Below are 25525 nucleotides of genomic sequence, written 5' to 3'. Positions count from 1 at the left end.
AAATATGAAGGTATTGGTTACCGGCGCAGCCGGATTTATCGGGCATCATCTTTCCAAATTATTGATAAAGGAGGGGTACCAAGTAGTAGGGATAGACAATATCAACAACTATTATGACCCTAACTTAAAGCTGGCACGCTTAGAGGATATGAAAATCAATACTGATCATATTCAGTATAATGTCCCGGTAGAAGGTGATATCACTTTTGTAAAACTGGACCTTACCGATAAGGAGGAGATCAAAAATCTGTTTAAAAAATACAGGTTTGACTTTGCTGTAAATCTGGCGGCCCAGGCGGGAGTCAGATATTCTTTGATCAATCCTCATTCATATGTTGACAGTAATATTACCGGATTTCTAAATATTCTGGAAGCCTGCAGGGCTTATCCGGTGAAGCATTTGGTATATGCTTCATCAAGTTCAGTGTACGGACTCAATGAAAATATACCTTTTAAAACCAGTCATCATACTGCTCATCCTCTGGCCATGTATGCAGCGAGCAAGAAAGCCAATGAAATGATGGCACATTCTTATTCGCAGCTTTATGATATTCCTACGACAGGCTTGCGGTTTTTTACAGTTTACGGACCTTGGGGACGGCCCGATATGGCGCTTCATATATTCACCAAAGCCATTGTGGAAGACAAAGAGTTTGAAGTATTTAATTTTGGGAAAATGAGTAGGGATTTTACCTATGTTGATGATATAGTGGAAAGTGTAAAAAGGTTGATTCCGCTTCCTCCAAAACCCAATAATCCGGATTTTGACCCAAAGAATCCAAATCCGGCCATCAGTTCGGCACCTTACCAACTGTTTAATGTAGGAAATAACAGCCCCGTTGCACTTATGGATTATGTACAGGCCATTGAAGCAGCTTTGGGCAAGAAGGGCAAAATCGTATACAAGGAAATTCAACCTGGGGACGTACCGTCAACCTATGCAGATGTGCAGCCTCTATATGACTATATAGATTTCAAGCCCTCAACAACGATTCAGGAAGGTATTAAAGCCTTTGTGGACAGATATTTAGAACTGAACAAATCATGAAAAAAGAATTAGCGATTGCGGTTAAGGCTGCAGTAGAAGGTGGCGCTGCCATCATGGAAATCTATGCCAAAGACGACCTGGGTGTAGAATATAAACAGGATCAATCTCCTTTGACCCTGGCCGATAAAAAATGCAATGACGTGATCAATTCCTATTTGATCAGAACAGTTCATCCCATTATCAGTGAAGAGAACCGTCAATTGGAATTTGAAGAAAGAAAGGACTGGGACACTTGTTGGATCGTCGATCCATTGGATGGTACCAAGGAATTTGTTAAACGCAATGGAGAGTTTACCGTAAATATCGCTTTGGTCCAAAATGGAAAACCTTTATTGGGAGTAATCTATGTTCCCGACACAAAGGAATTGTATGTGGCGGATGTTGTTGAGAACAAGGCTGGGAAATTCACATTGGATGAGCATGAAGTAATTATAGAAGATCTTGATTTGGATAAGAACCGTATTGGTCCAAAAAACACAGATACTGAATTGGTTCGTGTAGTTGGAAGCAGATCCCATATGAATGAAGCCACTGAAACTTTTGTTAGTTCATTGTCAGAGGTTTATGAAAAAGTAGATATAGTATCTAAGGGAAGTTCTCTTAAATTTTGTTTGGTGGCAGAGGGAAAAGCAGACGTTTATCCACGATTTGCGCCAACCATGGAATGGGATACAGCAGCCGGGCAGGCCATTTGTGAAGCGGTTGGTTTGCAGGTGATTTCCAAGGAAACTGATCAACCACTTTTATATAACAAAGAGAATTTACTGAACCCCTGGTTCATCGTAAAATAAAATGAAAGACCAAAGCCGTAAAAGGCATATAGCCAAGGCTATAACCTGGAGAGTTGTAGGAACAATTGATACGATTTTATTGTCATGGTTAATTTCAGGAAACCCTTTAACAGGACTTAAAATTGGTTTTACTGAAGTACTGACAAAAATGGTGTTGTACTATTTTCATGAACGTGTCTGGTTTAAAATAAATTTAACAAAGGATGGCAAATTATTAGAGAGTCGAAAACGTCATATTGGTAAGACGATTACCTGGAGAATGATTGGCACATTGGATACCATGCTCTTGGCCTGGTGGATTTCAGGGAATCCCCTTACAGGGATGAAAATAGGCGTAGCGGAACTATTTACCAAGATGATTTTTTATTATATCCATGAACGTATATGGCATAGAAGCAGGTTTGGTTTAACAGCGCATAATGTAAATGAAATATGAAAGAAAATATCATCAGACACACTTATGAAGTGAGTAAATCACAGCGGCAAAAATTACTCAATCAGAATTCTTTGTTGCTTTGGTTTACAGGATTATCGGGTTCTGGAAAATCTACCATTGCCAACGCCCTTGAGCACAAATTGTATCAGGAAGGCTTTAAGACTTATGCTCTTGATGGCGATAATATAAGAAAAGGAATCAATAATGACTTGGCATTCAGTCCTGAAGACCGAAAAGAGAATATACGGAGAATAGCTGAAGTTGCTAATTTAATGGTGGATGCAGGAGTTATAGTTTTGGCAGCATTTGTATCACCCTACAAAAAAGATAGGGAAAACATTGCCCGTATTGTGGGAAATGATAACTTTGTCGAAATTTTTGTAAATACGTCCCTGGAAGAATGCGAAAAGAGAGACGTTAAAGGTTTATATAAAAAAGCCAGGGCCGGTGAAATTAAGGATTTTACAGGAGTGAATGCTCCTTATGAAGCACCGGAGGCTCCTGATGTTGAAATTATTACAGATGGACTTTCAGTTGAGGAATGTGTTGTAAGGATATATGATAAGATAAAACCAAAATTAAAAATATGACAAAGTATTTTTTAAATTATTTAGATGAATTAGAGGCAGAAGCAGTATTTGTGTTGCGTGAAGTTTATGCCCAGTTTCAAAATCCTGTGATTTTATTTTCAGGGGGAAAAGATTCCATCGTTTTGGCTCATCTTGCCAAAAAGGCTTTTTATCCGGCAAAGGTTCCTTTTCCTCTAATGCATATCGATACAGGTCATAATTTTCCTGAAACTATTCAATTCAGAGATGATCTGATCAGTAAATTAGGTGCTTTATTAATAGTCGGATCAGTGCAGGAAGCCATTGACACCAATAGGGTTATTGAGGAGCAGGGCAAGAATGCCACCAGAAACGAGTTGCAAATTACAACCTTGCTCGATGCCATTGAGAATAACCAGGTAGACTGTGCCATCGGTGGAGGAAGGCGCGATGAGGAGAAGGCCAGGGCCAAAGAAAGGTTCTTTTCCCATAGGGATGATTTTGGACAATGGACCCCAAAAAATCAGCGTCCGGAATTATGGAACATCTTTAACGGAAAAATGAGACAGGGGGAGCACTTCAGAGCATTTCCCATCAGTAACTGGACCGAGATGGATGTATGGAACTATATCGCAAGGGAAAACATTGAAATTCCTTCCTTGTATTTTGCACATGACAGACAGGTGGTTTGGAGAAATGGAAGCTGGATACCGGTTTCAGAATATCTGATCATGCAGGATCATGAAGAGATTCACACCAAAAAGGTGAGATTTAGAACCCTGGGAGATATTACCATTACAGGTGGTATTGAAAGTAAAGCCGATACCTTGGAAAAAATCGTGGAAGAAGTTTCTGCAATGAGGGAGACTGAAAGAGGTAACAGGGCCGATGATAAGCGATCAGAATCCTCGATGGAAGACAGAAAAAAACAAGGTTATTTTTAAGCTAAAGCAAAGAAACGCATTATGAGTATTGATAAAAACCAATTGTTAAGATTTACAACAGCAGGTAGTGTTGATGATGGAAAAAGCACGCTAATAGGGAGATTGCTTTATGATTCAAAATCTATTTTTGAGGATCAGATTGCTTCTGTGGAAAAGACAAGTAAAAGAAGGGGCATGGAAAGCGTGGATTTAGCTTTGTTTACCGACGGATTAAAAGATGAAAGAGAGCAAGGAATCACAATTGACGTTGCCTATCGTTATTTTACCACCCCGAAAAGGAAATTTATTATAGCCGATACACCGGGTCACGTTCAGTATACAAGAAACATGGTTACAGGAGCCTCCACGGCGAATGTGGCTTTGGTACTTATTGATGCCAGAAAGGGTGTCATAGAACAAACAAAAAGACATTCATTTATTGCTTCTCTTTTACAGATTTCACATATCATTGTTTGCGTAAATAAAATGGACCTCGTTGAATACAAGGAAGAAGTGTTTGATGATATTGTACAACAATACGAAGAAATGTCGGGTAAAATGATGATCAAGGATGTGCGTTATATTCCAATTTCTGCCTTAAACGGTGATAATGTGGTGAATCGATCCGACAAGATGCCCTGGTATCAAAATGCACCCTTATTGCATACCCTGGAAACATTGCACATCGCCAGTGATAACAATATGGTGGATGCCAGATTTCCGGTACAAACCGTACTGAGGCCTCAAGACGACGAACATCATGATTACCGGGGCTATGCGGGATCCGTTGTTGGAGGTATTTTTAGGGTTGGAGATGATGTCAGGCTTTTACCTTCAGGATTTGAATCAAAGATCAAATCGATCAACCGTTATGACCAGGATGTCAAGGAGGCTTTTGAAGGTATGAGCGTTGCCATTACCCTTGAGGACGACATTGACCTCAGCAGAGGTGATATGATCGTTAAACCCAATAATTTACCTATAAAGGACCAGAGACTATCTGCAATGATCTGTTGGTTCAATGAAAACCCTGCCAGACCAAGGGCGAAATATATACTCAAGCACACCTCTAATGAGCCTATGGCAATGATCACTGAGGTAGAATACAAAGTAGATGTGAATACGCTTCGTAGAATAATTGACGACAAGGATATTAAGATGAATGATATCTGTAAGGTAAAGATTCGTACTACTGCCCCTATTATGATGGATGAATATTCCAGAAACAGAAAGACGGGGAGTTTTATCCTGATCGATGCTGCTACAAATGAGACGGTGGCAGGAGGGATGTTACAATAGGATACCGAGTCACAAACAAGTTGAATTATAGAAAAAAGGCCTCCGGATGGAGGCCTTTTTTCATTGGTTTCTTAAATTTTTAAAAGATGTAAATTAATCATTTAAGCGCCGGTAAAAAAACAAGAATAATCGCCTATATTTGCAATCCAAAAAAATAACAGAATGAAAGCAGGAATTGTCGGACTTCCAAATGTAGGAAAGTCAACTTTATTTAATTGTCTGTCAAATGCTAAAGCCCAATCGGCGAATTTTCCTTTTTGCACGATAGAACCCAATATTGGAGTGGTTAATGTACCTGATGAGAGGCTTCAAATACTCGAAAAATTAGTAAACCCTGAACGTGTAATGCCGGCGACGGTCGAAATCGTTGATATAGCCGGTCTGGTCAAAGGTGCCAGTAAAGGAGAAGGCCTTGGAAATAAATTTCTTGCCAACATCAGGGAAACTGACGCTATTATACACGTTTTAAGGTGTTTTGATAATGATAATATCGTTCATGTGGATGAGCATATAGATCCTGTCAGAGACAAGGAAACCATAGATATGGAATTGCAGTTGAAGGACCTGGAAACAGTTGAAAAGAAACTTGACAAAGTAAAAAAAGCATCCAGGACAGGTGATAAAGCTGCGTTAAAAGAATTGGATATTTTAAGTAAAGTAAAAGAAAACCTGGAAGCTGCCGTTTCTGTAAGGGCCATTGAATTTACTGATAAAGAAAGAGAAGAATTCATCAGCCCTTTGCAACTGCTCACTGATAAACCGGTTTTATACGTATGTAACGTAGATGAGGCTTCAGCCGTAAGCGGCAATGCTTATGTAAATCAGGTATTGGAATCGGTGAAAGACGAAAACGCAGAAGTTCTGGTTTTGGCAGTCGCAACTGAGGCAGACATCATGGAGCTGGAAGAATACGAGGAGCGTCAAATGTTTCTGGAAGATCTTGGCTTGGATGAGCCGGGTGTGTCCAAATTGATACGATCTGCCTATAAATTATTGAATCTTCAGACGTATTTTACAGCAGGAGAAAAAGAAGTAAGGGCCTGGACCATACACATTGGGGATTCAGCTCCTCAGGCTGCCGGAGTTATTCACACTGACTTTGAAAAAGGATTTATAAGGGCTGAAGTAATCAAATATGATGATTTTGTTCATTACGGAAGTGAGCTAAAAGTCAAAGAAGCTGGTAAATTATCGGTAGAAGGCAAGGAATATATCGTACAGGACGGTGATATGATGAATTTTAGATTTAACGTATAAGTTTCACTTGAATACAAATTGATTTCATCCTATGAATTTCACTATACATCAAACTGATACCAACAGTTCTGCAAGAGCGGGCACCTTAACGACCGATCACGGTCAGATTGAAACCCCGATTTTTATGCCGGTTGGAACGGTGGCATCAGTGAAGGGAGTTCATCAGAAGGAACTGGAAAATGATATCAATGCAGATATCATCCTGGGAAATACTTATCATCTTTATTTACGGCCTAAAACTGAAATTCTGGAAGGAGCGGGAGGCTTACATAAATTCATGAACTGGCACCGACCGATTTTAACTGATTCGGGAGGATATCAGGTTTATTCCTTGTCGGACAATAGAAAGATCAAAGAGGAAGGTGTTAAATTCAAATCGCATATTGACGGTTCAACGCATTTTTTCTCTCCGGAATTCTCTATGGAGATTCAAAGAAAAATTGGCGCTGATATCATTATGGCATTTGACGAATGTACTCCCTACCCTTGTGAATATAATTATGCAAGGAACTCCATGCATATGACCCACAGGTGGTTGGAGAGATGTATACAGTATCTCAAGGATCATCCTGAAAATTACGGTTTTAAGCAACATTTTTTCCCAATTGTACAGGGAAGTACATATAAGGACCTGCGAAAACAATCGGCAGAATATATTGCAGGAGCGGGCGCTGTTGGAAATGCAATTGGTGGATTGTCGGTTGGGGAACCCGCAGAAGAAATGTATGAAATGACTGAAGTCGTTACGGCAATTTTGCCAAAAGACAAGCCCAGGTATTTAATGGGCGTAGGAACCCCCATTAATATTTTGGAGAATATTGCACTTGGGATTGATATGTTCGATTGTGTGATGCCTACTAGAAATGCCAGGAATGGCATGCTTTTTACGGCCCATGGAACGATCAATATCAAGAATAAAAAATGGGAGGATGATTTTTCACCATTGGATGAAATGGGCATCACCACTGTTGATACCATATATTCCAAGGCCTATGTAAGGCATTTATTTGCAGCCAATGAATATTTGGGCAAGCAGATCGCATCGATTCATAATTTGGGCTTTTATCTTTGGTTGGTTCGTGAGGCCAGAAAGCATATCTTAGCAGGAGATTTTGCAGAATGGAAGCAGATGATGGTCCGTCAAATGGATAAAAGGTTGTAGGCATTTTTTATTCTTGCGACAGTTTTAAATAAAATTAGATCCGGATTTGAAGATTCTAGACAGGTACATACTCAGAAAATATTTCACATCTTTTATTTTCACTTTATTGATTCTGATACCTATAGCAATGGCTATTGACGTTTCAGAAAAGGTGGGGAAATTTATAAAGAATGAAGAGCTTACCATTGAGGAGATATTAAATGATTATTATCTCAATTTTATCATTAACTACGGAAATACCTTTATGCCCCTGGCATTGTTTATTTCGGTCATCATGTTTACCTCAAAGATGTCCGGTAATTCTGAGATCATTGCAATTCACAGTTCCGGAGTCTCCTTTAAACGTTTCTTAAAACCCTATCTTATTGGCGCAACGATTATTACGATCATTTCCTTATATGCCAACCATTTTGTAGTGCCGGATTCAAATAAGACTTTGGAAAAGTTCGAAGAAACCTATCTGCGATCCATTTACAAAAAGAAAACCAAAAGCTCCGTGAGCAAGGTGAGTCTGCAGCTCAGTAAAAATGACTATGTGTATTTCGGTTATTTTAATTTTAAATCGAATAACGGCTATAATTTTTCTTATGAGCATTTTGAGGGAAACAGGCTTGTTTACAAAGTGATTGCCCAGAATATAAGGTGGAACGATATAGATAGTACCTATCGATTAAGCACCTACAGGAAAAGGTTTATAGGAACACATAAGGATAGTTTGGATTCGGGCAGTTTTATGGATACGGTATTTAATTTTGAACCAAAGGATCTCTTATATGTCGATTATCTGGCAAGGGAAATGCCCTCCTTAAGCCTTAGTAAACATATCAAACAGTCAGAAAACAGAGGGATCAAGAGCCTGAACAACTATAAGGTTGAATTGTATAAAAGAACCAGTTTGCCTGTATCTTCATTTGTACTTACCCTGATAGCAGTGACGCTTGCCTCCAAAAAAAGAAGGGGCGGTATTGGAGTAAATTTAGCTGCCGGTATCGCTTTGATGTTTCTTTATGTGTTTTTTATGAAGGTATCTGAGGTTTTGGGTTCGACAGCCGAATCAATACCTCTGTTAATGGTTTGGATTCCAAATCTTCTTTTTGGGGTCATTGCCGCTTATTTATATATAAATGCCAACAAATAGACTTAGAAATCAAGTCCATCTTCATTTTATAGTTTTTATATGGGGATTTACAGCAATACTTGGAGCTTTGATCTCCATCGATGCAATTCCTCTTGTTTGGTTCAGGGTATTTCTGGCTTCCGGGGCCCTTTTTATTTTTTTAAAGGTTCGACATGTACCTTTTGATGAGCATTGGGGTGACTTGCTTAAATTATTATTCGGAGGGATATTAGTTGCCCTTCACTGGGTGACTTTTTTTTATGCCATCAAAATTTCAACCATCTCAACTACTTTAATTACGCTGTCTTCAAGTGCTTTTTTTGTAGTGATTCTAAAGCCTTTTTTTGGAAAAAAGAAATTTGAACTGTATGAATTGCTGCTGGCAATTTTGGCTGTATTGGGTTTTGTTATCATCTTCAGAAGTGAGAAAGTCTATACTGAAGGGATACTTGTGGCCTTGTTATCAGCCGTTTTTGTGTCCTTGTTTTCATTGTATAACAGTAAACTGATCAAGACCTATTCAGGAAGCAAAATTTCCTTTTATGAATTGTTTTTTGCAGGCCTGTTTCTTTCTGTGGTGCTACTTGTGACAAATGAATTCTCGTTGGAATTTTTTCAACTAAAACGAAGCGACTGGTTGTATTTACTCATTCTGTCAACCATATGTACAGCTTATCCGTTTGTGGTAGCCACGAATCTTTTAAAAAAAATGAGCCCGTTTACGATCATCCTGACCAATAACCTTGAGCCTGTTTATGGTATAATTCTAGCACTGGTCATTTTTGGTGAAAAAGAAAGGATGAGCCTTGCTTTTTACATAGGAGCAGGGATCATTTTTAGCTCGGTGCTCATAAACGGTATGATAAAAAGTAAAAAATTAATGGAAGAATAAAATCCATGGAATGATAGTTGCTCAAAGTTTATATATTTGTAGCCTTAAAGATTATATAATTTCAACTCAACAAAAATGGAATATCTGGATTTTGAATTACCAATTAAAGAGTTAGAAGACCAGCTGACAAAGTGTAAGCTGATAGGAGAAGAGAGCGATGTAGACGTAACAGAAACCTGCCAGCAAATTGAATCTAAATTAGAGCATACCAGAAAAGAAATATTTAAAAACTTAACTGCCTGGCAAAGAGTTCAGTTGTCGAGGCATCCGTCAAGGCCTTATACCCTTGATTTTATAAAGGCCCTTACCAAAGGGACTTTTATGGAATTGCATGGAGACAGAACGGTTAAGGATGATAAGGCCATGGTGGGCGGATTAGGTAAAATTGGTGATCAGTCATTTATGTTTATCGGTCAACAAAAAGGTTATAATACCAAAACAAGGCAATATCGAAATTTTGGGATGTCAAATCCCGAAGGATACAGAAAAGCCCTGCGTTTGATGAAAATGGCCGAAAAGTTTCAAATCCCGGTTGTCACGCTTATCGATACTCCCGGTGCTTACCCTGGGCTTGAGGCTGAAGAAAGGGGACAGGGAGAGGCAATAGCACGAAATATACTGGAAATGACGCGCCTTAGAACACCCATCATTTCAATAGTAATTGGTGAAGGAGCCTCAGGAGGAGCAGTCGGTATTGGCGTTGGCGATAAAGTGATGATGTTGGAAAATACTTGGTATACGGTCATTTCTCCTGAATCTTGCTCGTCAATATTGTGGAGAAGCTGGGAATACAAAGAAGTGGCTGCAGAAGCTTTAAAGTTGACTGCAAAAGATATGAGCAGGCAAAAACTCATAGATGGGATCATCAAAGAACCTTTGGGTGGTGCCCACACCGACCGTGAGAAAACCTACAAGTCGGTCGAAATGGCAATTAAAAAAGCCTATAAGGAACTCGGTGAATTGTCTTTGGACAAACTCGTGAAACAGCGTATGGAGAAATATGCCAATATGGGTGTATTCAAAGGATAATCAAAACAAAAGAATTTATTGCCAAACAATCCCAAAAATGATTTTTTGGGATTTTTTTTGTGGTAAACATTCATAAAACTTCTCCTTAATTTTACTTAATTTTATGTCAAGACACAGGCTTATGAAAATTCTCTCAGCAAAACAGATCTACGAAGCCGACCGGGCCACGATAAAGAGTCAGGCCATATCATCGACTGAATTAATGGAAAGAGCCGCATTTGCCTGTTACGAATGGATCATTAAACGATTTCCTGACCGGTCCAGGCTCTTTCACGTCTGCTGCGGAATGGGCAATAATGGAGGCGATGGTTTGGTTGTTTCGAGACTGCTCCTTGAAAATGGTTTTCGCGTACACACTCATTTGATCAATTTCAGTGAGCATAGAAGCGATGATTTTAAAGTAAATCTTGATCGTCTGATTGAAATGAAGGCCTTGGTTACAGAGGTCAGCGGGGTAGCAGATTTCCCAACAATCGAGCATGGGGATTTGGTCATAGATGCGATTTTTGGCATTGGCCTTAAAAGGTCGCCTTCCGGATTTACTAAAAAACTCATCCAAAGGATCAATAACTCTAAAGCTGGCATCATTTCTCTTGATTTTCCATCCGGGCTTTTTTCAGCATCCACCGTTACAGATAAAGAAGCCGTAATAAGAGCAAATCATACACTGACTTTTCAGGTACCCAAGCTGGCGTTTTTATTACCGGATAATCAGGAATATGTAAAGGAATGGCAGGTTCTGGATATAGGATTGGACAAGGATTACCTGAACAGTGCCGATTGTTTGTATCATGGGAGTGACCTGGAACTCAACAAAGGATTTTATAAGGTGCGCAAAAAATTTTCGCATAAAGGAAGTTTTGGGCATAGTTTACTCATCGGAGGTAGTTTTGGTAAAATTGGAGCCATGGTTCTCGCTTCCAGGGCTGCTTTAAAGGCCGGTTCTGGTTTGGTGTCGACCTATATTCCCAAATGTGGCTATACGGCTATGCAGTCGACCAATCCAGAAGTCATGGTTGAGGTTGATGATGAAAATTACATACAGTATTTTAATTTTAAAACAAACCCCACAGCCATAGGGTTGGGGCCGGGCTTGGGAACGCATCTGAAAACAAAGAAGGGGTTTGTAGATTTTTTTTCAAATTGTAAAGCTCCCATGGTGATTGATGCAGATGGATTGAACATTATAGCTGAATTCTCAGATCTGAGTGAGCTTATTCCGGAAAACACTATTTTGACACCGCACCCTAAAGAATTTGAGCGACTCGTTGGGAAGTGGCATGATGATTACGCAAAACTGGATAAATTGTTAGCTTATTCCCAACAACACAATTGTGTTGTTGTTTTAAAAGGCGCTTATACGGCCATTGCCCACCAGGGAAAGGTCTGGTTTAATATGAGCGGCAATCCCGCCCTGGCAACAGCGGGGAGCGGTGATGTTTTAACAGGAATCATAACAGCATTGCTGTCGCAAGGGTATACAAGCCTGGAGGCGTCACTCCTTGGTGTTTATATCCATGGGAGAACGGCTGACCTGGCGGTTGAAGAAAATGAATCCATAGAGTCGTTTAGCGCCACGGATGCTATTGATTATTTGGGAAGGGTTTATAAGGAATTTGTTTAAATTAAAACTGGCATTGAATTTGTGATTTAACTACTATAAATACAAGAAAATGAGGATAGCTGTGATCGTATTGTTTTTAATCGGTTCTTTCTTAGCCTGTGAAAGTTCAAAAAAAAGTATTGAAAAGAGTCATATTAGCGAGAATACATCTGAGCTTGATACGATTAAAATAGAAAATAAGGAACTGGAATACGAAATCATTATAATTGAGAATGGATTTCAATCCTGGCTGGCCACGCAAAGATCTAAAGATTATTATACGCAACAGACCCTGGAGAGTAAAAATAAATTTTACGTCATGGAATGGAACCGAAGAGTTATGTCACCCAATCGTTATCATCCTGATCTCTATACTATGTTGATCGATTATGACCACACCGTCGATTATGGTATGGAGGTGAATTATCTTTTATATATGTATTTTAAATTTTTTCAAATCAAGTACAGGCAAAGGCTCATGTAAAGGGTATTGAATACTCAGGTCTTTTTTAGATCAATTAAAATGGAAAAGGTTTTGTTGATGTCTTTTTCTTTTACCACAAGCGTGATTTCATGGGTGGTGGATATGACTTCCTGAACCGGAATATTGGCCCAGGCCAATTGTTTTAAAATAAAGTAGTAGATTCCGGATTGTTCAAGGTTGGTTTTTGGAAGTTTAATCGTTATGGAAGCCAGCTTTGACATTGAATTGATCAATTCTTCATCTTTAAAAATTTCATCGATTTCAGACTTCAGATTCGCACTGATCACAATATTCGTTTCAAAAATGCCTTGAGATACTGTAAAAAATGATTCACGGTTGTCTCCTATCTTGGCAAAGATCAAAGAAATATGTTTGTATAACGTACTCGAATTTTTATATGTCTGGTCGAAAAGATCTGAACGGACAATAAAATCGCCCAGGTTTAAGGACAACGATTTGATATTCTTTCGAATTTTTAGAATCTCCATGGGAGACATCCTGTTGATCGACATCATGATCGCCCCGGTCTTGACTTCTTTTCCCAAGGCTTGTTCAACTTCGGGTTGAATAATTCGGGCAAGGGAAGAGACATTGATCAATTTGTCTTGCATGGCCTCTTCTATAAAAGGAGTGCGCTGGATAATGGTTTCAACCGTTTCCTGAATAGTTTTCATTGTTGAAATTTGAACAATATGTTATAATATGTAAATATATTATAAAAATTTTACCGGTATCAACTTTTTGCGAATATTTGCAAAAAAATAGAATGGTATGATTGTTTTAAAATTTGGAGGAACTTCTGTAGGATCCGTAGAGAATTTCAGAAAAGTTGCGAAAATTGTTCAGGATACTTCAGGAGAGAAGATTGTGGTTTTGTCGGCGATGTCGGGCGTTACCAATACACTAGTGCAAATTGGTGAACTACTTAAAAGAAGGAGAAAGCAGGAGGCCCTGCAATTGATATATGGATTAAATGATAAGTATCTTTCTGTTGCTAAGGAGCTTTTAGATTCAGATGAGTGTTTTTTCAAGGCGCAGGTAGTTTTAAAAAGATATTATCAGTTGATGCTATCGATTGCCGAGGAATCATTTTCTTTGAAAAACCAAAAAGTCATTATGGCCCAGGGCGAATTGGTTTCTACGAATTTGTTCCAGCTTTATTTTGAAGAGTTCGATGGAGACAGTGTTCTTTTATCAGCACTGGATTTTATGTATATTGATCAAGATGGAGAACCGAGACCTGCTGTAATAAGAGAGAGAATTCATAAAGTTTTGAGTAATCATAATGCTAAAACCTTTATAACCCAAGGTTTTATATGCAGAAATGAAAAGAATGAAATTGATAATTTGAACCGTGGTGGCAGTGATTACAGCGCTTCCCTGATCGGGTCAGCGGTAAATGCAAACGAAATTCAGATCTGGACTGATATAGATGGGATGCATAATAATGATCCGCGTTATGTTGACCACACTTTTTCAGTTAAGGAATTATCTTTTGATGAGGCTGCTGAACTGGCCTATTTTGGCGCAAAAATACTTCATCCTCAAAGTATAATTCCTGCAAAGCTGAGCAATATACCGGTACTGCTAAAAAACACTTTTAAACCTGAATCTCCGGGTACGCGAATCCATAACAAGGCAAAAGTTCAAAAAATAAGAGCGATTGCTGCCAAGGATCATATTACTGCCATCAAGATCAAATCTTATCGTATGCTCATGGCATATGGTTTTCTAAAAAAAATATTTGAAGTTTTTGAGGATCACAAAACATCTATAGATATGATCACTACCTCAGAGGTAGCTGTCTCTCTCACAATTGACAACACTTCAAAACTCGAAGCCATTAAGAGCGAGTTGGAGGGTTTTGGTAATATAGAAGTTGACTCAGACCTGAGTATTATCTGTATTGCAGGTGACCTGGCACAAAACAAAAGAGGAATTACTTCGGCAATTTTTAACGGTCTCAGGGATATACCAATAAGGATGATTTCCTATGGTGGAAGTAACTACAACCTCTCGTTCCTGGTTAAAACCTCCGATAAAATTGCAGTGCTCAATATTTTGAATGAAGGACTGTTTTCCGAGTTGATTTCAGAAAGCGTCGTCCAGGCATAAAATTAAAAAAACCATCAGCGAATTCACTGATGGTTTTTTTATTATTATATATCTTCAAAGTTAACATCTGTGAAGCTATCCGTTGAAGAATTGCTAACCTCACTTCCGTTTACTTCTTCGCCATTTACTTTGTGATAATCTTTTTGATGACGTTCACTGATTACTTCCTGTCCTTTTTCACCAACTATAAATGAAGTTGCTTTATCAAGAATTTCAGCAAATTCAGTGAAATCTTCTTTGTATAAATAAATTTTGTGTTTTTTATAATGGAATGATCCGTCTTCATGAGTAAATTTCTTACTCTCCGTTATGGTTAAATAATAATCACCAGCCTTAGTTTCTCTTACATCAAAAAAATAGGTTCTTCTACCTGCTCTTAATACTTGAGAAAAGATTTCTTCCTGTTCAATAAACCCTTTTTCGTCCATATTAATTTTAAATTTAAATTAAATTTTAATAAATGTTCAGACAAATCTATAAAATTAAATAACGTATGCAACAATTATTTTATTCCATTTATGAGCAGAAAATTCAACTATTTGTTAACTTTTCTTCAAGTTGTTGATTATAAATATCTTGATAGTATCCGGTTTTTTCGACTAATTCATCATGGGTTCCGGCTTCTATTATTTCACCATCCTCGAGAATGATAATATGGTCGGCATTTTTAACAGATGAAGCCCTGTGGCTTATGATAATAGTGGTTTTCCCTTTAGTAGCTTCATTTAGGTTTTGAAGTATGATTTCTTCTGTTTCAGTGTCTACAGCCGATAGACAATCATCAAAGATTAAGATTTCGGGATTTGATATCAAGGCTCTTGCAATCGAAATACGCTGTTTTTGACCACCTGAAAGCGTAACGCCTCTTTCTCCGACAAGTGTTTCGAACTTTTGGTTAAAACCTTCTATATTATGATGTATGTAAGCAGATTTTGCAGCCTGTTCAATTTGCTCATCTGAAGCTAGCTCATTGCCTATCTTGATATTGTCTTTGATGGTGTCGGAAAACAAAAAGGCATCCTGAGGGACAAAACCTATACTTTCTCTCAAAGAATCAAGGTTGACTTCTTTTATGGGCTTGTTATCTATAAAAATTATTCCGCTGCTTACATCGTAAAGCCTGGCTATCAAGGCTGCAATAGTTGATTTTCCCGATCCTGTGCGCCCCAGTATAGCAAGCGTTTCTCCTTGTTTAATTTTAAAACTCACATTTTTCAGGGCAGTTATACCCGTATCCTCATAGGTAAATGAAACATTTTTAAATTCAATATCCCCAAGGATTTGGCTTTTTGCCGTTTCATGGTTTATGATATTGGGCTTTTCCATTAAAAATTGATTGATCCTCCTTTGTGATACTTCTGCCTGCTGCACAATGGAGGTGACCCACCCAACGACAGCTACTGGCCAGGTAAGCATATTTACGTAAATGATAAATTCGGCAATGATTCCGATGTTTGCTATTTCACCGTTGATGTATTGCATACCACCTATATAAATGACAAGGATATTGCTGATACCTATCAGTAAGAGCATCAAAGGGAAAAACAAGGCCTGCGCCTTAAACAATGAAATATTTTTATCTTTATTTGTGTTGGCCAGTTCTTCAAATGACTTCGAAGTAAAACTTTCAATACTATAAGCTTTTACCACATTAATACCTGAAAAGGTTTCCTGGACATAGGTAGTTAATTTTGACAGATACTGTTGTACGATATTACTTCTTTTATTAATGACCCTGCTCAGGAGGTATATCGATAACGAAAGTACCGGCAGCGGAAGCAGGGTGTACAATGTTAGTTTGGTATCGATGTTCCACATTTTTGTAATCGCAATAATAAAAAGAACGAGCATGTTCATGGTATACATGATGGCAGGCCCAAAATACATCCTCACTTTTCCCACATCCTCACTGATCCGGTTCATTAAATCTCCCGTGCGGTTCCTTTTATAAAAGTTGAGCGACAAATGTTCGTATTGCTGAAAGATCTCATTTTTTAGGTCGAATTCAATGAGCCTCGACATGACAATAAGGGTCTGTCTCATCATAAAAGTGAAAAAACCTGAAAGCAAGGCTGCTCCGATGATATAAAAAATATTGACAATGAGTTGTGATTTGACGATTTCAAGATCAGTAATACGATCGTATTTGTAGTCTTCAACGATATTAAGAGATTCTTTTATCAATTGCGGAATCTGCAATGCAAATACCTTGGCAATCACAGTGATAAAAATCCCAAGAATTAATCTTGACCTGTATTTATAGAAAAACTTATTTAAATACTTTAATGCTTTCATACACAAACAACGCTATTCGTCGAGGTGGCGAAGATACATAAATAATAGGTGTTCCCATTTGTGAGATCTTGATCCTTATAAATTTTAACCTTTTCTTTACACTTTCAAAATAGGGATTCAAAAAAAAACAGTAATTTTGCCTGCAATAAAAATATCAAATAGTTTATTTGAATCACGATCTTTATTATAATGGTAAATAGGAGACATATTCGTATCAAAGTGATGCAATCCATCTATGCTGTTCTGCAGTCAAAGAGTGATAACTTACCCAAAGAAGAAAAATTTCTTTTATACAATATAAAAAAGGCGACTGATCTTTATGTGCTTCAACTCATGTTAATGGTCGAAGTTCGAAATTTGGCCCTGGAACATATTGAAATCAAAAAGAAAAAATACCTGGCCACGGATGAAGATAAAAATCCAAACTTAAAATTTGTCAATAACGAGATCATTGCAGCAATTTCAGAAAGTCCTGAAATAAAGGAGTTTGTTTCCAAATCAAAATTAATGAACTGGAAAGAGAATCGCGAATATGTCAGGATTCTATTAGATGAAATGATTGGAAGTGAGCTTTACAGCGATTACCTCGGTTCAGAAGCTAATGGTTTTGAAGAAGACAAGAATTTTATAATTGAGCTTTTTAAGAATATTATCGCCCCGAATGAAAAGCTTTTCGATTATTATGAGAGCCTTAACCTCAGTTGGGTAGATGATTATCCCTTGGTCAATACAGCAATCCTCAAAGGGATTAAACAAATGAGCAATGGAAGTCATATCAGTCTCCAGCAGTTGGAGGTAAAAAAAGATGATGAAGCATTTTTGGTCGATCTGTTTCGAAAAGCGATACTTCATCAGCAGGAATTTACTTCCGAGATTGATGAAAAAACCCCTAATTGGGACACAGAAAGAATTGCAGACATGGATATGATCCTGATCAAAATGGCTTTGACTGAGTTTCTGTACTTTCCATCGATCCCGACCAAGGTAACCATAAATGAGTATATTGAAATAGCCAAGGATTATTCTACCAGAAAAAGCAGTTATTTTATCAATGGTGTTTTGGATAAAATTTTAAAAGATTACAACAAAAGCGGCCGATTAAATAAAATTGGGCGGGGATTGTTGTAAAATATTATATTTTTACACAAATTAAATTAAATGCAAATGAAAAAAGTTATTGCCTTATCGATTTTAAGCTTGAGTTTGTTGACAGTTTCCTGCAATGAGAATGCAGCTAAGAAAATCAAAACCGAAAATTTGGAATTAGCCAAAGAGCGTGATAAAGAAATCAAAATAGGAGGACCCAAATTAAAGTTCGATAAAACAGAACATGATTTTGGGGTTATTAACGAAGGGGACATTGTTGAAACTGTTTTTTCTTTTACAAATTCTGGAAAATCAGAACTTATCATCACGTCGGCAAAAGGAAGTTGTGGTTGTACAGTTCCGGAATGGCCGAAAGAACCAATCATGCCAGGAGAAGAAGGACAGATCAAAGTAAAATTCAATTCAGATAGAAAACCGAATTTACAGCAAAAACAAATTACCTTGGTGACCAATACCGATCAGGGAAAGGAAATATTAAAGATTAAGGCACAGGTTACCCCTAAATCAAAAATTCAATAGCACAATGAATATGTATCAAACAATATTTTTACAAGCCGGCGGTGGCGGAATAGGTAATTATGTATTAATTCCCTTAATGTTTTTAGTGTTATATCTGTTTATGATCCGTCCACAGATGAAAAAGCAGAAAAACGAGAAGAAATTTCAGGCTTCTATCAAAAAAGGTGCAAAGGTTGTCACTACAAGTGGTATACATGGTAAGATCGTAGATCTTATCGATGCTGACAATACTTGTGTTATTGAAACCGGTGCGGGAAAGATCAAGTTTGAAAGGTCTGCCATCTCGATGGAACTGAGTAAGAAATACGCTCCTAAAGAAGTTAAGAAATAATATTTTTTAACCTTTTCCTACAAGAGGCTATCTTGAATATAATTTTTTAAGATAGCCTCTTTTTTTATACATTTAGACCACAAAACAAAGAAACTATTTATGCGTGAGGTAAACGGCCCAATAAACGCTGAAACAAAGAAAAATCAAAAAAAATTAAGAGTTTTTCTTATTTTTCTTGTCCTGTCAATTTTGTTTTGGTCTTTAATAAAATTATCGAAAGAATATATTTCAGATGTTGAATTCGAACTGGCCTATTCTGACATTCCACAAAATAAACTGATTCAGAACGAACCGGAGAAAAAAGTAAAACTTACCTTAAAGACAGTTGGCTTTAAATTATTGAATTACGGTTTTAAAAAGAGGGTTTTGGATTACAGTCTTACTGAAATTCAAAGAAAAGGTGGTTCGTTGTATTTTAGTGAAACCCGATCAAATATTAACTACTTGCAGGCACAGCTTTCGGCGGAGACAGTTGTGTTGAATATAGAACCTGATACTTTATTTTTTGATCTGGGCGTGAAAAGGTCGAAAAAGGTACCAGTCATTTCTCAGGTCGAATTTGAATTTAAGACAGGGTATAATTTTGTAGGAAATCATGAGCTGACCCCTAATGAAGTAAGCGTTTCAGGGCCCGAAAAGGTAATTGACACAATCCAGGAAGTGTATACGCTTCCTATTGAGTTAAAGAATATTTCTGAATCTTTTGAGCAGGAGGTTGCTTTAAAGGTTCCCAATGAGAGCGTGGTGCTTTCGGATCAAACAGTAACCGTTAAAGGCGTTGTGGATAAGATTACCGATGGCTCTTATAATTTACCCTTCGAGGTGATCAATCTTCCCCGAAACGTTATTATAAGCACCTATCCTAAAGAGGTGAAGGTTGTTTATCAGGTGGCGCTAAAAGATTACAACAAGATACCTGAGAACAGTTTCAGAATACAATGTGACTACAAACAAACTGAAGATAATAATTTGGATTATCTGATCCCCAAACTTGTAGACATGCCTGAGATCATTACCGATGTTAAGATCATTCCGAATAAAATTGAATTTTTGATCAAGAAGTAAATGAATTGCCTTTAAATTATAGTTATTTTGAAAATTGTAGGACTCACAGGAGGAATTGGTAGCGGCAAGACAACTGTGGCAGGTATGTTTAAAGCATTGAGCATTCCTGTATACAATGCCGACAAGGAAGCAAAAATCCTTATGAACACCTCCGATTCCCTTAAAAATGGGATCTTGAAACTATTCGGTGAAAAGGCCTATGAAAAAGGTAGTTTGAACAGGGGGTACATTGCCGGGATCGTTTTTAAGGACAAGGAAAAATTAAAAGCTTTAAATGAATTGGTCCATCCATTGGTGAGAAGTCAATTTTTAAGTTGGATTGACATGCAAAGTGCTCCTTATGTAATTCAGGAAAATCCATTGATTTTTGAAAAAAACGATCAAAATCTATTTGACTATGTAATCACGGTTACAGCAAAAAAAGAAGATAAAATTCAAAGAGTCATGGACAGAGACGGTATCGGCGAAAGTCAGGTACTGGAAAGAATGGACAATCAATTGGATGATTCCCTTAAAATAGCAGGGTCCGATTTTGTTATTTATAATGAATCTCTTGAAAATACAAGGAAACAGGTGTATGATATTCATCAACAATTGCTTCAATAAATTCCTTAAAAATATTTATTTCAACTTAAAATTTTGTTAAATTTATTGAAATGTCCGTTAACACTTGTTAAAAGATTAATTATATCATAAAGATGCGTTAAATTTGTTTTAATGAGTAAACGAATTTTTGTACTTTTAATCGTATTGATGGTAATTTCACTATTCGGAATTATCACGGTTCAAATATTTTGGATCCGCTCGTCTATAGAAATGCGTGAGGAACAATTCTCAACCAGCGTTAAGTTTGCACTGGCAAGAGTGTCTGAAAATATTCAAAAGCGAGAGTTTAGAGAGAACATTTCCCGTTATGCACCGCTTATTGACAGTATGCAAAAGTCAAAGGAAAGTAATGTAAGGGATTTTGTATTTCAACAAATCGATACAAGCAGGAACGAAATATTTACGTTTAGACAAAGTATTCTTGAAAATAATTATAAGTCACAGTTTTCGCCGTTTGAAGCTGACACGGTTAATTTTAAAACTTTTTTGAGTCGTGAAGAAACCCAGATTGAAAAAATAGAATTTAACTCAAAGGATTTTTCAGAGTTGTCTCCGAAAGACAGAATGGTTAAGGTGGAAAGGCTTGATAAATATGACAAGCTGGAATTGGAGAGTATATTTAAGAATATCGTTTCGAGAACGCCTATCCACGATAGGGTAAGCAGTAACGAAATTAGAATGAACCTCGACAATGAATTAAGAGCGAGGAATATTGACACGAAATTTGAGTTTGGGGTCTTTAGTGAAGAATTGATAACCAAAGTTAAATCGGACCGTTTTGTTGAGAAAAGAGGCTATACTTACAATGTACCTTTATTCGTAACTGATGACAGTATTGATTATGATCTTTACGTAAGTTTTCCTGAGAAAAAAGAGTATATATTATCAACAATTTCTTGGATACTTATTTTGTCGGCTATCTTTATTTTTATTATCATTTTGTCTTTTGCCAGCGCGCTTTATCAATTGATAAGACAAAAACAGATATCCGAAATTAAGACTGATTTTATCAATAATATGACACATGAGTTCAAAACACCGATTGCCACGATTAACCTGGCTATTGATTCGATCAGAAACCCCAAAATAATAGGGGATAAAGAAAAAGTGATCAGGTATTCAGAAATGATTCGAGAGGAGAATAAAAGGATGCATGCCCAGGTTGAAAATGTTTTGAGAATTTCAAAACTGGAAAAAAATCAATTGGACCTGAGTAAGGATGTGGTCGATTTACACGACATAATAGAGGATGCGGTGTCACATGTAGCCTTGATTATTCGTGACAGGGAAGGTTTTATAGAAAAAAACCTGGAGGCCAGGCAGAGTGAAATTTTAGCGAGTAAATTTCACATGACAAACGTGATAACAAATATCCTTGATAATGCAATTAAATATTCGGAAGGACCTCCTGAAATAAGGATTAAAACGGAAAATGCAGGTAACAATATCGTGTTGAAGATTTCTGATAATGGCATTGGGATGTCCAAGCATGTTCAAAGAAAAGTGTTTAATAAATTTTACAGGGAAGAAACCGGAAATATTCACAATGTAAAAGGGCATGGGTTAGGCCTTTCCTATGTCAAAAGTATCGTTGAAAGACATCAAGGCCATGTTTACCTTGAAAGTGAAAAAGGCAAAGGAAGTACCTTTACAGTTAAATTACCTATAATTTAAAAAATATCAACCATGGCAAATAAAAAGATTTTACTGGTAGAAGACGATCCTAATTTTGGAACGGTCTTAAAAGATTATTTAGAATTAAATGATTATGACGTTCATCACGCCAAAGACGGACTGGACGGTCTAATAGCGTTTAAAAACGATGATTTTGACATTTGTATTCTGGACGTAATGATGCCAAAAAAAGACGGGTTTTCGCTGGCAAAGGATATAAGGGCTGTAAACGCCGATATCCCATTGATCTTTCTGACAGCAAAATCAATGAAAGAAGATGTGCTCAAGGGCTATCAGGTTGGTGCTGATGATTATCTCAACAAACCTTTTGATTCTGAGATTTTGTTGCATAAAATTAAGGCTATACTGCAAAGGAAGGAAACAGATTCGGCCAATGAAGACGATAGGTTTGAATTTGAAATTGGTGGGTTTCATTTAAATTCCAAGTTGCGTCAATTGACGTTTCAGGGAGGGGAACCCAGAAAATTATCGCCTAAGGAAAACAAACTGCTGAAGTTGTTGGCCATGTATAAAAATGATTTGTTGCCTAGAGACCTCGCGCTGACAAAGATCTGGCGTGATGACAATTATTTTACTTCCAGAAGTATGGATGTTTATATTGCAAAACTGAGAAAATACCTGAAGCCGGATAAAAACGTGGAAATTATAAACATTCACGGAGAAGGTTTCCGCCTGGTGGTGAATTGATGTTTTTAATATATTTTAAAAAAGGCTTTATCGACTTGATAAGGCCTTTTTATTTGTAATTTTGTGAAGCATCAAATGGTAAAAAGGTACAGTGTAGTATGTCAAAGCTTATCAGAATATATGAAGAAAACCCTGACTTGAGAAAAGTAGATCAGGCAGTGGAGATTCTTCGAAAAGGCGGTCTTATTATTTATCCTACTGATACAGTATATGGTTTGGGCTGTGATATAACCAAAGTAAAGGCATTGGAAAAGGTGGCCCGGATTAAGCAGGTAAAGCTGGACAAAGCCAACTTTTCATTTATTTGCTATGACCTCAGTAATTTATCCGAATATATCAGGCAAATCGATACAGCTACCTATAAAATTTTGAAAAGAGCCTTACCGGGGCCCTATACGTTTATTCTAAAGGGCAATAATAACCTCCCAAAAGCTTTTAAGAACAAAAAGACCGTTGGTATCCGTGTGCCTGACAATAATATTATAAGAACAATTGTAAAGGAACTTGGAAACCCAATTGTTTCCACCTCCATTCATGATGAGGATGATGTAATTGAATACACTACTGACCCCGAATTAATTTTTGAAAAATGGAGGGATAAGGTCGATCTGGTTATTGATGGAGGCTATGGCGGCAATATTGCTTCCACCATTATAGATCTGTCAGACAATGAAATATCGATCGTAAGAGAGGGAAAAGGTAGTCTTGATATTCTATAAATCGTCATGATTTGAAAGCGCTGCATAATTTCTTTTCAGCTTTCTTAAAAAGAAGCCGTATAAAATTTTGTAAAACAGCCAGAAAATCAACAGTGCTAGACAGAGTAATACAATCGAAATAACCCAAATCATAAGCATACTTGTTCCGGCTTCCAAATTTTGTTGAAATGACAAAGAGTTGTATACTGAATAAAACATGTGTAAGCCTATGATTCCCATTATCGTAAGGTTGTAATAAATATAATACTTAACGGTCCTCCTTGTTTTTATGATATTTTCCAACAGGATCTTTACAGTGCTTTCAGCCGAAATGTTCCTGTAATTTTTATAGAATACATAAATAAAGGCAATAATGACAACAATGTGAACGGCACTGTAGATGATCATCGTGTTGCTTAAGCCATACTCCTGGTAGAATATCTTTGTAGATTCAAAATCAGTAAACAAGAATATTAAATTGGGTAAGATGAATTCCAAGAGGCTGATGATCAAAATCCATTTTACAATGGAAGATGATTTTTGCTGCACCATTTTGTGGATATCATCTTGAGAATATCTGATTTTGGATTCTCCCTGGTTTTTCCAAAGGTCCTTTAAGCTGTCTAAGTTTTCCATACTCATGGATTTAATATATTTTTAAGTTTGGTCTTCGTTCTGTTCATTTTTACCCTCGCGTTTACCTCGCTAATCCCAAGGGTTTTCGCTATCTCCTTGTAACTCTTGTCCTCAAGATACATAAGCGCCAGTGCTTTTTCAATATCATTCAAACTATAAATAGCTTTGTATAACAGTTTGAGCTGTTTGTCAATTGAGTCATCATAATCATGATACTCCAATTCTTTAAGATTATCATATATCTGAGTTGTTTCGACATTTCTTTTTTTCTTTCTGTACAATGAGATTGCCGTGTTAAAAGCAACTCGATACATCCATGTACTGAATTTTGATTCGCCTCTGAATTTTGGATAAGCCTTCCATAATTGAATGGTAATCTCCTGAAAAAGATCCTTGTGTGCAGCTTCATTATTGGTATATGACCTGCATACCTTATGAATGATGCTTTGATGTTGCTCTAATTCCTTAGCGAATTTTTGTTCCAGTTCTTTGGTCACCAATAGTTGATTTACTTATTAGTAGTATTTTCTTTAAAATTGTTACTGCTTTTTGTTTTCAAGAGGTTTTAAAATCATCAGCTGAAAAGCGAAAACTACAATTCGTCCTAAATATATGACAATTCGGTAAATGTAAATTTTAAAATATGGTTTCTCGATGGATATTTATTCCATCAATACATAACAGCGTTAAACTTTCAAGACATGATACGTATTTTATGGCCGTATTACTTTATTTAATTGGCTTTTTTACCCAGGCACAGGAGCCTTCAGAACAAGAGGATGAACAAATAACTGAGACAAGTACAGAGAATAACATTGAGAATCTTAAACGGGATACTAATGATGCTGCGTATGAAGTTCTTTATTTTTTAGAAGAGGATTTTAGCATAAAAACTGATTTTAAAACAATAAGATAAAAGTTAAAAAAGACTATCCAGCTATTGCTTTTGATGCCACTTACATACCTCAGGAGGCCCGGAAGCCTATTCAAAATATAAAGAATTATGGCTCCCCAAGGTCCAGTAATACTAAATTTGTCGTAAATATTGACTCCATCACTGATATCATTTCTTATACAAACAACAGGTTGCAGGTTAAATTGGACCATTTTTCAGAATTGGAAATCATTGTAAGCAGGGAACGGGTCAAAGACTTTAGAAAATGGCTCGAATAAATCAGCAGC

At 37.1% G+C, this 25525-nt stretch carries 29 protein-coding genes; 24 read left to right on the top strand and 5 right to left on the bottom strand.

Going from position 1 to position 25525, the window contains the following annotated elements; all coding sequences use genetic code 11:
• The first annotated feature begins 4 nt into the window (after positions 1–4).
• From AABB81_RS04715 to AABB81_RS04655, 13 genes are all read left to right on the top strand, one after another.
• Entirely contained in the window at positions 5–1048 is a 1044-nt protein-coding gene (locus tag AABB81_RS04715; RefSeq protein WP_342158973.1) for an NAD-dependent epimerase, read from the top strand.
• Positions 1045–1839, top strand: coding sequence for a 3'(2'),5'-bisphosphate nucleotidase CysQ (gene cysQ, locus AABB81_RS04710; RefSeq protein WP_342158972.1), 795 nt, complete (start codon positions 1045–1047; stop codon positions 1837–1839). The genes AABB81_RS04715 and cysQ overlap by 4 nt, the downstream gene beginning before the upstream one ends.
• A gap of 1 nt (position 1840) precedes the next feature.
• Positions 1841–2275 (top strand): DUF2061 domain-containing protein, encoded by a 435-nt coding sequence (locus tag AABB81_RS04705; RefSeq protein WP_342158971.1) that lies wholly within the window; start codon positions 1841–1843, stop codon positions 2273–2275.
• Positions 2272–2865, top strand: coding sequence for an adenylyl-sulfate kinase (gene cysC, locus AABB81_RS04700; RefSeq protein ID WP_342158969.1), 594 nt, complete (start codon positions 2272–2274; stop codon positions 2863–2865). Before AABB81_RS04705 ends, cysC begins: the two co-directional genes overlap by 4 nt.
• The gene (gene cysD / locus AABB81_RS04695; RefSeq protein ID WP_342158968.1) at positions 2862–3767 is read left to right on the top strand and encodes a sulfate adenylyltransferase subunit CysD; all 906 of its coding nucleotides are present in this window, start codon (positions 2862–2864) and stop codon (positions 3765–3767) included. Before cysC ends, cysD begins: the two co-directional genes overlap by 4 nt.
• Before the next feature lie 21 nt (positions 3768–3788).
• Positions 3789–5045 carry a sulfate adenylyltransferase subunit 1 gene (locus AABB81_RS04690; RefSeq protein WP_342158967.1) on the top strand — a complete coding sequence of 419 codons (1257 nt, stop codon included), beginning with the start codon at positions 3789–3791 and terminating at the stop codon, positions 5043–5045.
• Positions 5046–5207: 162 nt separating this feature from the next.
• Positions 5208–6302, top strand: coding sequence for a redox-regulated ATPase YchF (ychF, locus tag AABB81_RS04685; RefSeq protein ID WP_342158965.1), 1095 nt, complete (start codon positions 5208–5210; stop codon positions 6300–6302).
• Positions 6303–6333: 31 nt separating this feature from the next.
• Positions 6334–7464 (top strand): tRNA guanosine(34) transglycosylase Tgt, encoded by a 1131-nt coding sequence (gene tgt / locus AABB81_RS04680; RefSeq protein WP_342158964.1) that lies wholly within the window; start codon positions 6334–6336, stop codon positions 7462–7464.
• Positions 7465–7510: 46 nt separating this feature from the next.
• Entirely contained in the window at positions 7511–8602 is a 1092-nt protein-coding gene (locus AABB81_RS04675) for an LptF/LptG family permease (RefSeq protein ID WP_342158963.1), read from the top strand.
• Positions 8589–9473: a DMT family transporter gene (locus tag AABB81_RS04670; RefSeq protein WP_342158962.1), complete on the top strand. Its 885-nt coding sequence runs from the start codon at positions 8589–8591 to the stop codon at positions 9471–9473. Before AABB81_RS04675 ends, AABB81_RS04670 begins: the two co-directional genes overlap by 14 nt.
• Before the next feature lie 75 nt (positions 9474–9548).
• Complete coding sequence (locus AABB81_RS04665; protein ID WP_342158961.1) at positions 9549–10502, top strand: acetyl-CoA carboxylase carboxyltransferase subunit alpha; 954 nt, start codon at positions 9549–9551, stop codon at positions 10500–10502.
• Between the two features lie 121 nt (positions 10503–10623).
• Complete coding sequence (locus AABB81_RS04660) at positions 10624–12126, top strand: NAD(P)H-hydrate dehydratase (protein ID WP_342158959.1); 1503 nt, start codon at positions 10624–10626, stop codon at positions 12124–12126.
• A gap of 49 nt (positions 12127–12175) precedes the next feature.
• Positions 12176–12589: a DUF6146 family protein gene (locus AABB81_RS04655; RefSeq protein WP_342158958.1), complete on the top strand. Its 414-nt coding sequence runs from the start codon at positions 12176–12178 to the stop codon at positions 12587–12589.
• 14 nt (positions 12590–12603) lie between these two features.
• On the opposite strand, the gene AABB81_RS04650 is transcribed toward AABB81_RS04655, so the two are convergent.
• Positions 12604–13263: a hypothetical protein gene (locus AABB81_RS04650; protein ID WP_342158957.1), complete on the bottom strand. Its 660-nt coding sequence runs from the start codon at positions 13261–13263 to the stop codon at positions 12604–12606.
• 97 nt (positions 13264–13360) lie between these two features.
• Here AABB81_RS04650 and AABB81_RS04645 point away from each other — a divergent pair, with 97 nt between their 5' ends.
• Positions 13361–14704: an aspartate kinase gene (locus tag AABB81_RS04645; RefSeq protein ID WP_342158956.1), complete on the top strand. Its 1344-nt coding sequence runs from the start codon at positions 13361–13363 to the stop codon at positions 14702–14704.
• Between the two features lie 44 nt (positions 14705–14748).
• Here the strand turns inward: AABB81_RS04645 and AABB81_RS04640 are convergent, their stop codons facing one another.
• Both AABB81_RS04640 and AABB81_RS04635 read right to left on the bottom strand, forming a co-directional pair.
• On the bottom strand, positions 14749–15132 hold the full coding sequence (locus AABB81_RS04640) for a PUR family DNA/RNA-binding protein (RefSeq protein WP_342158955.1): 384 nt from the start codon (positions 15130–15132) through the stop codon (positions 14749–14751).
• Positions 15133–15235: 103 nt separating this feature from the next.
• Positions 15236–16999, bottom strand: a complete 1764-nt coding sequence (locus AABB81_RS04635; protein ID WP_342158954.1) for an ABC transporter ATP-binding protein — start codon at positions 16997–16999, stop codon at positions 15236–15238.
• Positions 17000–17188: 189 nt separating this feature from the next.
• Between AABB81_RS04635 and nusB the strand changes: the two genes are divergently transcribed.
• The 8 genes from nusB (at position 17189) to AABB81_RS04595 (ending at position 23728) form a co-directional block, all read left to right on the top strand.
• Positions 17189–18127, top strand: coding sequence for a transcription antitermination factor NusB (gene nusB / locus AABB81_RS04630; RefSeq protein ID WP_342158953.1), 939 nt, complete (start codon positions 17189–17191; stop codon positions 18125–18127).
• 36 nt (positions 18128–18163) lie between these two features.
• Positions 18164–18625 carry a DUF1573 domain-containing protein gene (locus AABB81_RS04625; protein WP_342158952.1) on the top strand — a complete coding sequence of 154 codons (462 nt, stop codon included), beginning with the start codon at positions 18164–18166 and terminating at the stop codon, positions 18623–18625.
• 10 nt (positions 18626–18635) lie between these two features.
• Entirely contained in the window at positions 18636–18956 is a 321-nt protein-coding gene (gene yajC, locus AABB81_RS04620; protein ID WP_342158951.1) for a preprotein translocase subunit YajC, read from the top strand.
• A 99-nt stretch (positions 18957–19055) separates the two neighbouring features.
• Positions 19056–20021 (top strand): CdaR family protein, encoded by a 966-nt coding sequence (locus AABB81_RS04615; RefSeq protein ID WP_342158949.1) that lies wholly within the window; start codon positions 19056–19058, stop codon positions 20019–20021.
• A gap of 27 nt (positions 20022–20048) precedes the next feature.
• Positions 20049–20627, top strand: a complete 579-nt coding sequence (coaE, locus tag AABB81_RS04610) for a dephospho-CoA kinase (RefSeq protein ID WP_342158948.1) — start codon at positions 20049–20051, stop codon at positions 20625–20627.
• 111 nt (positions 20628–20738) lie between these two features.
• Positions 20739–22301: a sensor histidine kinase gene (locus AABB81_RS04605; protein WP_342158947.1), complete on the top strand. Its 1563-nt coding sequence runs from the start codon at positions 20739–20741 to the stop codon at positions 22299–22301.
• 12 nt (positions 22302–22313) lie between these two features.
• Entirely contained in the window at positions 22314–23009 is a 696-nt protein-coding gene (locus AABB81_RS04600; RefSeq protein ID WP_342158946.1) for a response regulator transcription factor, read from the top strand.
• Between the two features lie 98 nt (positions 23010–23107).
• The gene (locus tag AABB81_RS04595) at positions 23108–23728 is read left to right on the top strand and encodes an L-threonylcarbamoyladenylate synthase (RefSeq protein ID WP_342158945.1); all 621 of its coding nucleotides are present in this window, start codon (positions 23108–23110) and stop codon (positions 23726–23728) included.
• Here the strand turns inward: AABB81_RS04595 and AABB81_RS04590 are convergent.
• The gene (locus tag AABB81_RS04590) at positions 23723–24343 is read right to left on the bottom strand and encodes a hypothetical protein (protein ID WP_342158944.1); all 621 of its coding nucleotides are present in this window, start codon (positions 24341–24343) and stop codon (positions 23723–23725) included. The two genes, AABB81_RS04595 and AABB81_RS04590, sit on opposite strands and share 6 nt — an antisense overlap.
• A 2-nt stretch (positions 24344–24345) precedes the next feature.
• Positions 24346–24840 carry an RNA polymerase sigma factor gene (locus tag AABB81_RS04585; protein WP_342158943.1) on the bottom strand — a complete coding sequence of 165 codons (495 nt, stop codon included), beginning with the start codon at positions 24838–24840 and terminating at the stop codon, positions 24346–24348.
• A gap of 218 nt (positions 24841–25058) precedes the next feature.
• On the opposite strand from AABB81_RS04585, the gene AABB81_RS04580 reads away from it, so the two are divergent.
• Entirely contained in the window at positions 25059–25259 is a 201-nt protein-coding gene (locus tag AABB81_RS04580; RefSeq protein ID WP_342158941.1) for a hypothetical protein, read from the top strand.
• The gene (locus AABB81_RS04575) at positions 25256–25516 is read left to right on the top strand and encodes a LytTR family transcriptional regulator DNA-binding domain-containing protein (protein WP_342159653.1); all 261 of its coding nucleotides are present in this window, start codon (positions 25256–25258) and stop codon (positions 25514–25516) included. The genes AABB81_RS04580 and AABB81_RS04575 overlap by 4 nt, the downstream gene beginning before the upstream one ends.
• Positions 25517–25525 lie beyond the last annotated feature (9 nt).

This window comes from Lutimonas vermicola (assembly GCF_038433205.1).
Taxonomy (GTDB): domain Bacteria; phylum Bacteroidota; class Bacteroidia; order Flavobacteriales; family Flavobacteriaceae; genus Lutimonas; species Lutimonas vermicola.
The sequence above is the reverse complement of the archived record's forward strand: the minus strand, read 5'-3'. Positions and strand labels throughout refer to the sequence as shown.

Coding starts and splice junctions, on each gene's coding strand:
- AABB81_RS04625 (WP_342158952.1), top strand. CDS start 18,164: ATGAAAAAAGTTATTGCCTTATCGATTTTAAGCTTGAGTTTGTTGACA.
- AABB81_RS04655 (WP_342158958.1), top strand. CDS start 12,176: ATGAGGATAGCTGTGATCGTATTGTTTTTAATCGGTTCTTTCTTAGCC.
- AABB81_RS04650 (WP_342158957.1), bottom strand. CDS start 13,263: ATGAAAACTATTCAGGAAACGGTTGAAACCATTATCCAGCGCACTCCT.
- AABB81_RS04660 (WP_342158959.1), top strand. CDS start 10,624: ATGAAAATTCTCTCAGCAAAACAGATCTACGAAGCCGACCGGGCCACG.
- cysD (WP_342158968.1), top strand. CDS start 2,862: ATGACAAAGTATTTTTTAAATTATTTAGATGAATTAGAGGCAGAAGCA.
- AABB81_RS04635 (WP_342158954.1), bottom strand. CDS start 16,999: ATGAAAGCATTAAAGTATTTAAATAAGTTTTTCTATAAATACAGGTCA.
- AABB81_RS04665 (WP_342158961.1), top strand. CDS start 9,549: ATGGAATATCTGGATTTTGAATTACCAATTAAAGAGTTAGAAGACCAG.
- AABB81_RS04580 (WP_342158941.1), top strand. CDS start 25,059: ATGGCCGTATTACTTTATTTAATTGGCTTTTTTACCCAGGCACAGGAG.
- AABB81_RS04615 (WP_342158949.1), top strand. CDS start 19,056: ATGCGTGAGGTAAACGGCCCAATAAACGCTGAAACAAAGAAAAATCAA.
- AABB81_RS04600 (WP_342158946.1), top strand. CDS start 22,314: ATGGCAAATAAAAAGATTTTACTGGTAGAAGACGATCCTAATTTTGGA.
- AABB81_RS04645 (WP_342158956.1), top strand. CDS start 13,361: ATGATTGTTTTAAAATTTGGAGGAACTTCTGTAGGATCCGTAGAGAAT.
- AABB81_RS04595 (WP_342158945.1), top strand. CDS start 23,108: ATGTCAAAGCTTATCAGAATATATGAAGAAAACCCTGACTTGAGAAAA.
- nusB (WP_342158953.1), top strand. CDS start 17,189: ATGGTAAATAGGAGACATATTCGTATCAAAGTGATGCAATCCATCTAT.
- AABB81_RS04705 (WP_342158971.1), top strand. CDS start 1,841: ATGAAAGACCAAAGCCGTAAAAGGCATATAGCCAAGGCTATAACCTGG.
- AABB81_RS04715 (WP_342158973.1), top strand. CDS start 5: ATGAAGGTATTGGTTACCGGCGCAGCCGGATTTATCGGGCATCATCTT.
- tgt (WP_342158964.1), top strand. CDS start 6,334: ATGAATTTCACTATACATCAAACTGATACCAACAGTTCTGCAAGAGCG.
- AABB81_RS04590 (WP_342158944.1), bottom strand. CDS start 24,343: ATGGAAAACTTAGACAGCTTAAAGGACCTTTGGAAAAACCAGGGAGAA.
- cysC (WP_342158969.1), top strand. CDS start 2,272: ATGAAAGAAAATATCATCAGACACACTTATGAAGTGAGTAAATCACAG.
- ychF (WP_342158965.1), top strand. CDS start 5,208: ATGAAAGCAGGAATTGTCGGACTTCCAAATGTAGGAAAGTCAACTTTA.
- AABB81_RS04640 (WP_342158955.1), bottom strand. CDS start 15,132: ATGGACGAAAAAGGGTTTATTGAACAGGAAGAAATCTTTTCTCAAGTA.
- AABB81_RS04690 (WP_342158967.1), top strand. CDS start 3,789: ATGAGTATTGATAAAAACCAATTGTTAAGATTTACAACAGCAGGTAGT.
- AABB81_RS04670 (WP_342158962.1), top strand. CDS start 8,589: ATGCCAACAAATAGACTTAGAAATCAAGTCCATCTTCATTTTATAGTT.
- cysQ (WP_342158972.1), top strand. CDS start 1,045: ATGAAAAAAGAATTAGCGATTGCGGTTAAGGCTGCAGTAGAAGGTGGC.
- yajC (WP_342158951.1), top strand. CDS start 18,636: ATGTATCAAACAATATTTTTACAAGCCGGCGGTGGCGGAATAGGTAAT.
- AABB81_RS04605 (WP_342158947.1), top strand. CDS start 20,739: ATGAGTAAACGAATTTTTGTACTTTTAATCGTATTGATGGTAATTTCA.